Here is an 11,651-nt window from a genome sequence, read left to right on the forward strand (position 1 = left end):
CACACCCTCTTTTTTTGGTGCAGAAACGAGGTATGGATTGATGATTTAGAGACGGGGAAGGGACATTTTACGCTGGAATTCAGCGATATCTGCGTATTCCTCTTCCAGTTTGCGAGAGATCCGAATAAAGATGGGCAGCAGCTCTTGGTAGAGAACAGCATTCTCTTTGACAGGGGTATGCCGATGCGTTGTACCCACCATGGAAGAAACGGCATGAAGCGATTGGATTCGCCCTGTAGCGTACAAACCAAGCATGACGGCACCCAGACAGGAACTTTCGAAGCTCTCGGGTACAACCACTTCCTGATTGAAGATATCGGACATCATCTGGCGCCAGAGAGGAGATCGCGCAAACCCACCTGTGGCTTGAATGGAGGTAGGTTGCCCAATCTGTTCTTCCATGGCGAGCAGTACCGTATATAGGTTGAAAATAACCCCTTCCAGAACAGCTCGGATCATATGCTCTTTCTGGTGATGGAGTGTTAAGCCAAAAAAGGAACCACGGGCATCCGGATTCCACAATGGGGCACGTTCGCCCGAAAGGTACGGATGAAACAGAAGTCCTTCCGATCCCGGGCGGACACGTTCGGCAATTTTGGTCAGCACATCATAGGAATTGATGCCAAGTCGTTTCGCTGTCTCCACTTCAGACGCGGCGAATTCATCCCGTACCCAACGAAACAGCATGCCACCGTTATTCACAGGTCCACCAATGACCCAAAGATTCTCTGTGAGGGCATAACAGAAGGTTCGACCTTTGGGATCGGTAACCGGACGATCTACGACAGTGCGAATGGCCCCGCTGGTTCCGATGGTTGCTGCGACAACACCAGGTTCAATGGCGTTTACGCCGAGATTGGATAAAACCCCATCACTTGCGCCAATAACAAAGGGCGTGGAGGGGGAGAGAGCCATTTTTTCAGCCGATTCGTGATTCATTCCTTCTAATATATGTGTTGTGGGTACGAGCTTCGATAGATGGTCGGGTGTAATGCCTGCAATCTCAAGGGCTTCTGCGTCCCAGTCCAGTTGTTCCAGATTGAGCAAGCCCGTGCAGGAAGCGATGGAATGGTCGACGACATATTGTCCGAATAGACGGAAGAACAGATATTCTTTAATCGAAATAAATTTGGCGGTACGCTCAAAAAGTTTAGGTTCATCGTGGCGCAGCCACATTAATTTGGTCAGCGGTGACATGGGATGGATCGGTGTACCTGTGCGCAGATAGATGCGATGGCCCAATCCATTCTCTTGCAACTGGGCAGAAAATGCCGCACTACGATTATCCGCCCAGGTGATGCAACGGGTTAAGGGTGTGTTGTCCTGTCCCATGGCAATGACACTATGCATAGCTGAGCTGCAGGATACAAACAGGATCTGCTCGGTAGCAACGCCGCTCTGATCCATGACTCCTCGGACAGAGCGGAGGGCTGCTTGCACAATCTCTTCAGGGTCCTGCTCGGCAACATCGGGTGCAGGGGTATACAAAGGGTATTCCTGCGTTGAGGTACTGACGACGGAGCCTTGCTCGGTAAATAATACGGATTTGGTACTGGTGGTACCAATATCGATCCCAATCATGTAGTTGTTCATATATTTAATCCTTCTTTCTCCAGAAAGCGATGAGATTTTAATTTCTTTCTACTATATAGAGTCCATTTATACCACTGTGCTCAGGAGCAAAATAAAGATCAGTCCCACCACGGATAATAGTGTTTCCATAACGGTCCACGTTTTCAATGTCTGGGAAACGCTCATATTAAAGAATTCTTTGATCATCCAGAATCCTGCATCGTTCACATGGGACAAGATGAGTGACCCTGCACCTGTGGCGAGTACAACCAGCTCAATATTGACACCTGGTGTGAGTGCAAGCACTGGAGCGACAATGCCGGCAGCAGTTGTCATAGCTACGGTTGCTGAACCGGTAGCTACACGAATGAGCGCAGCGACAAGCCAGGCAAACAGGATCACGTTGATGTTAGCATGGGTAGCGACATCAGCAATGGCGTTGCCCACACCACTATTGATCAATACCTGTTTGAAGGCACCGCCTCCGCCAATAATGAGAATGATGGTCGCCGTAGGCGCCAGACATTCACTGGTGAAGCGAGAAATATCGTGTTTGGTGAATCCACGTGCAAAGCCGAGTGAAAAGAGGGCAAATACAACTGAAATCAGCAGAGCAATGATCTCATGACCGATAAATTCACTGAAAACGGTGAAGCCGCTTGTTGCATTTGGGTCAATGATGCTGGCTATGGAACCAATCAGCATCAGAATTACCGGCAGCAATATGGTAAACAGGGTGATACCAAACCCAGGCATGTTGCTGTTTGTTTTGGTTGCGAATTGTTCAGCCAGTTCAGCTGGCGGTTCGGTGTGTATTCTTTTGCCAATAAATTTACCAAACAAAGGACCTGCAATAATCGCTGTAGGAATACCAACAATAAGGGAGTACAAAATGGTTTTACCCAGATCCGCACTGTAGGCTTCAATCGCTATCATTGGCGCTGGGTGGGGTGGGACCAAACCGTGTACAGTCGACAGACCTGCCAAAATGGGAATACCAATCTGCAGCAGAGACATATTGGTTTTACGTGCAACGGTGAAAATGATGGGAATCATCAAAATCACGCCGACTTCGAAGAAAACGGGAATACCGACGATAAATCCAACAATCATCATGGCCCAGTGCACACGTTTCACACCGAACCGATCAACCAATGTAGTTGCAATGCGCTCGGCACCGCCAGATTCGGCCATCATCTTACCAAGCATCGTACCGAGAGCAATAACAATTGCAATGGTTCCAAGTGTGCCGCCAAGTCCCCCGGTAATGGAAGAGATCACATCGGCAGGTTTCATGCCTGTAAGCAAACCGAGCATTAATGCGGACAACAGCAGGGTGATGAAGGGATTCCATTTATACTTGGAAATCAAGACGATCAGAAAAACGATCGCAATTAACGTCCAAACCAATAATGTTGCGTTGTGGGATAGTCCAAAAAGAGTGCTCATGATGTTGTGTGCTCCTTTATTTCTGATATAGAACGCTTACAAGTGAAATTATCGTCAACAATTAAATTTGTGCAGGTACTGAAAAAGAGGTGTTGGCGAGAAATGTAGTTTTATCATGCCCAAATTTGAAACAAAATGTATTTTGTATACTTGTCGACAAGTTAAGCCGCAATCATTCACGATGGATATGATTGCAAACGCCTTGCTCCTTTAGGAATCAAAGCTTTCGTGCAGGGTTTTACCAGAATCTTGAAAATACGTGCGGACTCCAGCCTGAATGAGCATTTTGTCACCAGACTCCAGTGCTTCAACAAGCAAACGGTGTTTCTCAATTACAGCGCTTACTTTCTGCTCGCCTTGAACGAATACTCTGCGCGTTGTGAGCAGCATAACGGTCATCACAACATATCGAATACTCTTCCATAGATGTGAAATACGGGAATGCTGAGCAGCCTCAATAATGGTCTCGTGGAAAATGAGATCCTGATAGGCGAATTCGACGGCGTCCTGATGCCGTCCAGCAAGTTGCATTTTGTCGATCACGTTACGCAGCTGGGTGATTAATGATTCTGGGACATCACCAGCGAGTCGTTGCTGCACAAAACTTTCAATCAGGAAACGGACATCATACAATTCTTCGACATCCTTGATTCGTAGTCCAATGACAACGACACCCATACGTTCAAGTCGAATAAGTCCTTCATTGGACAAAGTTCGTAACGCTTCACGGACAGGTGAACGACTGCTGTCAAAATCAGCCGCAATTCGATTTTCCGACAAAATCTCTCCAGGTCGAAGGGTACCGCTGATGATCCGCAGCCTTAATTCGCAGGCAATGGCTTCACCACGAGAAGCCCCTTGAAGCCAGGAAGAAGGAAATAACATATGGCTAACGCTCCTATTAATAAGTAATCAGTTCATTACTGATCATAGCATAACTATTTTGCGGACTGGACATTCAGTTCAATCCATAGTCTGTAGCTACAAGCTAACGGCTAATGTTTTTTTCAAAGGACTACTAAAGGCGGGTAAGTAAATCAGCTTCATCCATATACTTGTATACAAGATGTGATTTTTATCCTACACCTTTCTCAAAAGCTTGTAAACCTTAATTGAAGCGGATACAACCTGATTAGAATTCGACGATATTTATAGCCTATAATCATTATCCACATGTGAATAACTTTAAACAGGATGTAATGAAGGAGATAACAGGCATTGGAGGTTGTGGATAACTATAAATGCTGAAATATGGCGATCTGATCAGGGTCTGGGGATAACTTTCAGAACTCTCTTCGGGGCTTGGTAATGGTATTCTAGTGAACGGACTGTGGTCATTACTTTGAGTGGGATGGAGAGTGTATATAAAAGAGGGAGAAGCCTTGCGCCTTGCAGTTGACTTTTCCAGGTGATCATGGTTAAATATATAAAGGTGTTTTCTGTGAAGATGAAAGTGATTCATCACATAAGTATTTCCTTGTGAGGAGGTGCAATACATTGAGACCTACATTCAAACCGAACGTTAGCAAACGTAAAAAAGTTCATGGTTTCCGGAAAAGAATGAGCACGAGCAACGGCCGTAAAATTTTGGCCGCACGTCGCCTTAAAGGCCGTAAAAACCTGAGTGCTTAATGCATTGAAGACCACCGAGGTGGTCTTTTTTTTCTTAATTAGCTCAAATCAGACTGGATGCTGCTACAGATCAGGTCTGAATGGTCTGCGAAAAAGTGCTGAACACATATGATGTATGTTGAGTGAGTTTTCCATTTTTCGAAAACTTACCTTATATAATGATGAATCGTTGATAGGTTTAAATGGCCAATCAACATTCATCCCGGATGAATGCGGATCAGTTCAAGTAGCTGATTAACAATCATCCCAAATGAAGTTGTCGCCAAGACGGTTTACCGTCATTCAAGAAAGCCTATACTAAATCAGTAATGAGGCCTCCGTCAATAACATTGGTGGAGAACAGCAAGGAGAAGCGCCGTGTATAAAAGACTGCGTCTACGAAACCGGGCGGACTTTAGCCGCGTATACCGGTATGGGAAATCGTTTGCCAATCATCAATTCGTGGTGTATGGCTGTCGCCGTAAAGATACGGAACAATTTCGGGTCGGCGTATCATGCAGCAAGAAAATCGGAAACGCTGTCGTACGCAACCGGATGAGACGAATGATCAAGGAAATTGTTCGTCATCATGAGCATGAGATCGTCACGCAGATGGATCTGATTTTTATCGTCAGAAAAGGTGCACTGGACATGCCCTATAAGGAAATGGAAAAAAGCCTGCTACATGCGATGCGAAAGGGCTCTCTTTTGAAGTCGAGCAAGCGGTAAGCTTCGGTTTATTTGTCCTCCTAATTATGGTATGATTTACGGTGGAATGGAATGGTTAAGAGAGGGGTTATGAAGTGTCGCGATTGAAGACATCAAAGGGGAAGTGGATTCTCCTCATTGCAGTCATTGCAATGGTCACTGTACTCGCCGGATGTACTCCACAAGGAGCCGGGGTTACTACGGAAGATCTAAAGAATAGTGATTCTTTTTGGCAAGCCAATGTTGTGTACTGGTTCTCACTGGCGCTGGATACATTCGCCAACTGGTTCAAAGGTGAATATGGACTGGCCGTCCTCGTGATGGTGCTTATTGTACGGACATTGATTTTACCATTAACAATGAAACAAGTCCGTAGCTCCAAAGCTATGCAGGCCATTCAGCCGCAGCTGAAGGAGATTCAAGCCAAGTTTAAAGATACACCTGAGAAAGTTCAGCAAGAAACAATGAAGTTGTTTCAGGAGAACAAAGTTAATCCGATGGCGGGTTGTCTGCCACTTCTGATTCAGATGCCGATTTACATCGCACTTTATAACTCAATTTACGGAAACTCCAGTCTGAGAACACATGATTTCTTGTGGCTTCAGCTCGGGGAACCGGATCACCTGTTTATTTTGCCAGTGCTGGCTGCCATCACAACATTCATTCAAACATGGATGATGATGCGTATGAATCCTGCACAGCAAGTTGGTCCGATGCAGTTTATGCTGTGGGTATACCCAATTTTGATCTTCGTGATGTCTTACCAGTTCCCGTCAGCACTTCCGCTGTACTGGTTCTACAGTAACATCTACACGATCGTGCAAAACTATTTCCTTTACCGGAATAATGATAAAATCGTGGCTGAGGTCAACGTGAAGCAGAATAGCTCTTCCAAAAATGGAGCTAAACGCAAAAACGGTGGCAAAGCGACCGTCTCTGGAAAAGGGTCGAAAGGGGCCAAAAAATCGAAATGACCAAAGTCATTACGTCAGGAAAAACCGTTGAAGATGCTGTAAACCAAGGATTGACCGAGCTTGGCGTAAGTCGGGACAAGGTCGAGATACAAGTGTTAGAGCAGCCGTCAAAAGGATTCCTGGGTTTGTTCGGGGTGAGGGCGGCCAAAGTTGAAGTGAAATTATTGCCTGTGCCGGAAGTTGTTCCACAGCCGATCAAGCCAGCTGCATACAAACCTGAAGTAGATGCATTACTTGAGGATGTTGCAGCTAAAAATCCCTATGAAGAAGCGGCTGCTTTCTTGAAAGAGGTCGCAGCAGGTATGGGACTGGATGTTGAAGTGCATATCAAAAAACAGCGGGATGGACATATCTTCAATATTGCCGGTGAAGATCTGGGCATGATTATTGGCAGACGTGGACAGACGCTGGATGCGCTTCAGTATCTAACGAACATTGTAGCGAACCGATACTCGGAAAGCTTCGTTCGAATTGTGCTCGACGCGGAGAATTTCCGTCAACGTCGGCGGAAGACGCTGGAGGACTTGGCTGAAAGGTTGGCTGGACAAGCAATCCGTACCGGCAAGGAAGTTGTACTGGAACCAATGCCTCCGCTCGAACGAAAAGTCATTCATGCAAAACTGCAAAACCACCCGCAGATTAAGACGTTAAGTAAGGGTGAAGAGCCTAATCGGCGTGTGGTTATTACGACGAAATAACACGAAATTGAAGACGCAATGGCTTCCTGCCCGGTGCAGAAGCCATTGCTTTTTTCGTACAGAAGCAATTTGATAAGGTGCGTAGAACAAATAAAGAGTGAACTTAATACGATAAGTGGCATGTCATATGTTATATCATTAATAGATTTGAAAATGGATATGGCGTCCCCCTGAGGGGCGGCAATTTTAAAATAGAGCAAGGAGAGATAACCATGATCAGTGATACGATCACAGCGATATCAACGGCTGTCGGGGAGGCGGGTATCGCCGTGATCCGGGTCAGCGGCCCGGATGCAGTGTCGGAGACGGAAAAGATTTTTCGCAGTAAAACCCCTTTAACTCAGGCAGCATCTCACACGGTTCATTATGGTCATATCATAGATCCCGTTAATGGGGAAAAGATTGAGGAAGTACTGGTTACGGTAATGCGAGCACCACGCTCGTTCACAACAGAAGATGTCGTGGAGATCAGTGCGCATGGCGGTGTAGTGTCTGTAAAACGGGTCATGGACCTGCTGTTACAGCTTGATATTCGTCTGGCTGAACCCGGTGAATTCACGAAGCGTGCTTTCCTTAATGGGCGGATTGACCTGTCTCAGGCTGAAGGTGTCATGGATCTTATTCGTTCCAAATCGGACAGAGCTTTCTCGGTTGCATTGAAACAGGTTGAAGGCAAACTATCCTCCAAATTGCGTGATCTACGATATACACTGGTGGAAACACTGGCTCATATTGAAGTAAATATCGATTACCCGGAGCATGATGTGGAGTCGTTAACGTCTGATTTTATTAAAGAAAAGTCCAGTCAGGTTATGACTGAAATTGATAAATTGCTGACTACAGCAGAGCAAGGTAAGATCCTGCGAGAAGGTATCACGACGGCTATTGTTGGACGACCTAACGTAGGCAAATCCTCATTGATGAATACACTTGCGCAAGACAACCGGGCCATCGTCACGGACATTCCAGGAACAACTCGTGATGTGATTGAGGAGTTCATTACGATCAATAATATCCCGCTGAAATTGCTGGATACGGCAGGAATCCGGGAAACAATGGACGTTGTAGAGAAGATCGGGGTAGAACGCTCTCGCTCTGCGGTAAGTGAAGCCGATCTGATCTTAATGGTTGTGAATGCTGCGGAGCCACTTCATCCCGATGAGATTGAATTATTGGAACAAATCCGCGGTAGACAATCAATAATCATTATGAATAAAATGGACTTAACGCCACAGGTAGAACGTGACGTGCTGCTTCGTTACATTCCGGAAGAACGACTTGTACCGATGTCGGTGAAAGATGATCTGGGTGTGGATCGACTGGAAGATGCCATCTCTACGCTATTCTTCAGTGGTAAACTGGAGTCCGCAGATCTGACCTATGTCAGCAATGTGCGTCATATTGCTTTGCTCAAAAAAGCGAAGCAGTCCCTCGTGGATGCCTATGAAGCAGCAGAGCAGTTCATTCCGATCGACATGATTCAGATTGATGTTCGTTTGGCGTGGGAGCATTTGGGCGAAATTGTTGGAGATACAGCGCATGATGCATTAATTGATCAGATTTTCTCCCAGTTCTGTCTAGGAAAGTAAAAAAAATATACTGCGGATTGACTTGAATCGTAGTGTATGATGGAAAGGTACAATTTCTGCCTGTTGTCAAAGGATGGAATGATGTTGTAGCCATTACGTGTTGGTTTCATATAGATAGGAATGCAAGTTCCGATGAACGGTTAGAAGTAGTTTCATTATTGTAGAACATGATCCGTCTGTGTGAGTTACACCAAATGCAGCGGAATAAGGAGGTAAACGGGAATGGCTTTTGATGGCGGCAGTTATGATGTAATCGTCGTTGGTGCAGGACATGCTGGTGTGGAATCCGCGCTGGCCGCAGCTCGTATGGGGTCCAAAACACTAATGATTACGATCAATCTGGATATGGTGGCCTTTATGCCTTGTAACCCATCTATTGGGGGACCGGCCAAAGGACATGTTGTTCGTGAGATTGATGCTCTTGGTGGAGAAATGGGACGGAATATCGATAAAACCTTTATTCAGATGCGGATGCTCAACACAGGTAAAGGCCCTGCTGTTCACGCGCTTCGTGCTCAGGCAGATAAATTCTCCTACCAGCACAAAATGAAGGAAACGATGGAGAATGAACGTAATCTGACGATGCGTCAGGGTATGGTTGATCGCCTGATCGTTGAAGACGGAAAATGTGTAGGCGTTGTGACTCAGACCGGAACAGAGTATCGGGCCAAAGCGGTTGTTCTGACAACAGGCACATACTTGCGCGGTAAAGTGATCATGGGTGAGTTGATGTATGAGAGTGGACCAAACAATCAACAACCATCTCTTAAATTGTCAGAGCATCTGCGTGAACTTGGCTTTGATCTGGTTCGTTTCAAAACAGGTACACCACCACGTGTGCACAAGGATACGATTGATTTTAGCAAAACTGAAATTCAGCCTGGCGATGATGAGCCGAAGTTCTTTTCCTATGAAACAGAATCTTCTGATAATGAGCAGCTGCCTTGCTGGTTGACGTATACATCCGTGGAAACACATCAGATTATTAATGATAATCTGCATCGTGCACCGATGTTTTCCGGTGTAATTGAAGGGACTGGACCGCGTTATTGTCCATCCATTGAGGATAAAATTGTCCGGTTTAGCGACAAACCGAAACATCAGATCTTCCTGGAGCCGGAAGGCAAAAATACATCCGAGTATTATGTGCAGGGACTATCTACAAGTCTGCCAGAAGATGTTCAACTTGCGGTTCTGCGCTCCATTCCGGGTATGGAAAAAGTGGAAATGATGCGTAACGGTTATGCGATTGAATACGATGCGATGGTACCTACACAATTGTGGCCATCACTTGAAACCAAACGTCTGCCAGGTCTGTTCACAGCAGGTCAGATTAATGGTACTTCCGGTTACGAAGAAGCGGCTGGACAAGGCGTTATGGCCGGCATTAATGCAGCACGGAAAGTACAAGATAAAGAGCCGATTGTGCTTGATCGTTCCCAAGGTTATATTGGTGTGCTGATTGATGATCTGGTAACGAAGGGTACTAATGAGCCATATCGTCTGTTGACTTCACGCGCTGAATATCGTCTGTTGCTTCGCCATGATAATGCAGATATGCGTTTGACGGAAATCGGACATGACATTGGCCTGATCCCTGAAGATCGTTATGCGAAATTCCTGGATAAAAAGGCAAAAGTCGAGCAGGAAGTCGCGCGTCTGAAAGTGGCTAAAGCTCGCCCGGTTGAAGTGAACGCCAAGCTGGAAGAGTACGGATCTACACCTATTCAGGATGGAAGTACGTTGCTTACCTTGCTGCGTCGCCCGGAGCTGGGGTATGAACTGATTGAACAGCTCTCACCATCTGAGGTAGAACTGACAGCAGATATGAAAGAACAAGTTGAAATACAAATTAAATATGCGGGTTATATTGAGAAACAATTGATCCACGTGGAACGTTTGCAAAAGATGGAGAAAAAGAAAATTCCGGACACTATCGTATATGATGAGATTCATGGTCTTGCTATGGAAGCCAAGCAGAAGCTCGCTACGATTCGTCCAATCTCGATTGGTCAGGCTTCTCGTATTGCTGGAGTTACTCCTGCCGACATCTCCATTCTGCTGGTCTACTTGGAGCATTATAACCGTGTAACCGCAGCAAGGGGACAATAATGGACGATATTCAACAGCAACTGCAGCGGCGCTTAAAGAAACATGGATTAGAGCTGGGAGAACTCCAATTGGAGCAATTCGAACTGTATTATCAGGAGTTGGTATCCTGGAATGAAAAGATGAATCTGACGGGCATAACGGATCGGGAGCAAGTGTATACCAAACATTTCTATGATTCGGTATCACTGGCTTTTTATACTGACATGACCAAAGTGAATAAGCTTGCTGACATTGGATCAGGAGCGGGTTTTCCGGGATTGCCACTGAAGATCTGTTTCCCGCATATTAAGCTTACGATCATTGATTCATTAAATAAACGGATTGGCTTTCTACAGCATGTGGTAGATATCCTTGGCCTGACTGATGTGGAATTGGTCCATGGACGTGCTGAAGAGATTGGACGCAAAGAAGGGTATCGTGACAGCTACGATCTCGTTACGGCGCGTGCAGTAGCCAAGCTGGCTGTGCTGAATGAATTCTGTCTTCCTTTTGTTCGTAAAAGTGGAATATTCGCTGCCATGAAGGGCGGAGACCCGCGTGAAGAAATGAAGGAAGCGGAGTTCAGCTTCAATCAGCTGAAAGGACGGGTTAAGGCCGTTCATCCTTTCCAGCTGCCGGTTGAAGAATCAGAGCGTCATATCATCCTGATTCAGAAATTTGATAAGACACCATATAAGTATCCACGCAAACCAGGCACTCCGATGAAAACTCCACTGATATAGTTGCATGATGGTTTTGAAGTCAGTCAAAACAAAATAGTATTTTAGACATGGATAAAGAGGATGTTTCACGTGAAACATTCTCTTTTTTTTGTTTTCTGAAATGGAGGACTGGATCAACATTACAGATACTCCGTATTACATATTTCTTAAAGAACCTGTAATGATGAATTTCACGCACAGTAGCTCATGGACAATTTCATTTATTGAATGTGTGCA

General features: G+C 45.6%; 10 protein-coding genes. 7 read left to right on the top strand and 3 right to left on the bottom strand.

The features are described 5' to 3' along the window. Nucleotides 1-45: 45 nt before the first annotated feature. The 3 genes from gntK to MHI14_RS00015 form a co-directional block, all read right to left on the bottom strand. Nucleotides 46-1,593: a gluconokinase gene (gene gntK / locus MHI14_RS00005; RefSeq protein WP_341129650.1), complete on the bottom strand. Its 1,548-nt coding sequence runs from the start codon at nt 1,591-1,593 to the stop codon at nt 46-48. 66 nt (nt 1,594-1,659) lie between these two features. Further along, complete coding sequence (locus MHI14_RS00010; RefSeq protein ID WP_091035219.1) at nt 1,660-3,021, bottom strand: GntT/GntP/DsdX family permease; 1,362 nt, start codon at nt 3,019-3,021, stop codon at nt 1,660-1,662. A 210-nt stretch (nt 3,022-3,231) separates the two neighbouring features. Continuing rightward, entirely contained in the window at nt 3,232-3,906 is a 675-nt protein-coding gene (locus MHI14_RS00015) for a GntR family transcriptional regulator (protein ID WP_133386409.1), read from the bottom strand. A gap of 612 nt (nt 3,907-4,518) precedes the next feature. On the opposite strand from MHI14_RS00015, the gene rpmH reads away from it, so the two are divergent. The 7 genes from rpmH to rsmG all read left to right on the top strand — a co-directional run bounded on the left by rpmH (nt 4,519) and on the right by rsmG (nt 11,435). After that, nucleotides 4,519-4,653, top strand: a complete 135-nt coding sequence (rpmH, locus tag MHI14_RS00020) for a 50S ribosomal protein L34 (RefSeq protein WP_017691413.1) — start codon at nt 4,519-4,521, stop codon at nt 4,651-4,653. 357 nt (nt 4,654-5,010) lie between these two features. Next, nucleotides 5,011-5,361: a ribonuclease P protein component gene (gene rnpA, locus MHI14_RS00025; RefSeq protein ID WP_036611981.1), complete on the top strand. Its 351-nt coding sequence runs from the start codon at nt 5,011-5,013 to the stop codon at nt 5,359-5,361. Nucleotides 5,362-5,435: 74 nt separating this feature from the next. Next, on the top strand, nt 5,436-6,314 hold the full coding sequence (locus MHI14_RS00030) for a YidC/Oxa1 family membrane protein insertase (protein WP_062836519.1): 879 nt from the start codon (nt 5,436-5,438) through the stop codon (nt 6,312-6,314). Beyond that, on the top strand, nt 6,311-7,012 hold the full coding sequence (gene jag / locus MHI14_RS00035; protein ID WP_017691417.1) for an RNA-binding cell elongation regulator Jag/EloR: 702 nt from the start codon (nt 6,311-6,313) through the stop codon (nt 7,010-7,012). The genes MHI14_RS00030 and jag overlap by 4 nt, the downstream gene beginning before the upstream one ends. Nucleotides 7,013-7,224: 212 nt before the next feature. Next, on the top strand, nt 7,225-8,601 hold the full coding sequence (mnmE, locus tag MHI14_RS00040; protein ID WP_124118699.1) for a tRNA uridine-5-carboxymethylaminomethyl(34) synthesis GTPase MnmE: 1,377 nt from the start codon (nt 7,225-7,227) through the stop codon (nt 8,599-8,601). 222 nt (nt 8,602-8,823) lie between these two features. Next, nucleotides 8,824-10,713: a tRNA uridine-5-carboxymethylaminomethyl(34) synthesis enzyme MnmG gene (gene mnmG, locus MHI14_RS00045; RefSeq protein WP_076332217.1), complete on the top strand. Its 1,890-nt coding sequence runs from the start codon at nt 8,824-8,826 to the stop codon at nt 10,711-10,713. Next, the gene (gene rsmG / locus MHI14_RS00050) at nt 10,713-11,435 is read left to right on the top strand and encodes a 16S rRNA (guanine(527)-N(7))-methyltransferase RsmG (protein ID WP_036611970.1); all 723 of its coding nucleotides are present in this window, start codon (nt 10,713-10,715) and stop codon (nt 11,433-11,435) included. The genes mnmG and rsmG overlap by 1 nt, the downstream gene beginning before the upstream one ends. Nucleotides 11,436-11,651: the final 216 nt, after the last annotated feature.

Origin of the sequence: Paenibacillus sp. FSL K6-2393 (genome assembly GCF_038002545.1) — a bacterium.
In the GTDB taxonomy this organism is placed as follows: domain Bacteria; phylum Bacillota; class Bacilli; order Paenibacillales; family Paenibacillaceae; genus Paenibacillus.

Bases quoted from the DNA above. Each gene is read 5' to 3' on its own strand.
- gntK (WP_341129650.1), bottom strand. From the start codon at position 1,593: ATGAACAACTACATGATTGGGATCGATATTGGTACCACCAGTACCAAA.
- MHI14_RS00010 (WP_091035219.1), bottom strand. From the start codon at position 3,021: ATGAGCACTCTTTTTGGACTATCCCACAACGCAACATTATTGGTTTGG.
- MHI14_RS00015 (WP_133386409.1), bottom strand. From the start codon at position 3,906: ATGTTATTTCCTTCTTCCTGGCTTCAAGGGGCTTCTCGTGGTGAAGCC.
- jag (WP_017691417.1), top strand. From the start codon at position 6,311: ATGACCAAAGTCATTACGTCAGGAAAAACCGTTGAAGATGCTGTAAAC.
- mnmE (WP_124118699.1), top strand. From the start codon at position 7,225: ATGATCAGTGATACGATCACAGCGATATCAACGGCTGTCGGGGAGGCG.
- mnmG (WP_076332217.1), top strand. From the start codon at position 8,824: ATGGCTTTTGATGGCGGCAGTTATGATGTAATCGTCGTTGGTGCAGGA.
- rsmG (WP_036611970.1), top strand. From the start codon at position 10,713: ATGGACGATATTCAACAGCAACTGCAGCGGCGCTTAAAGAAACATGGA.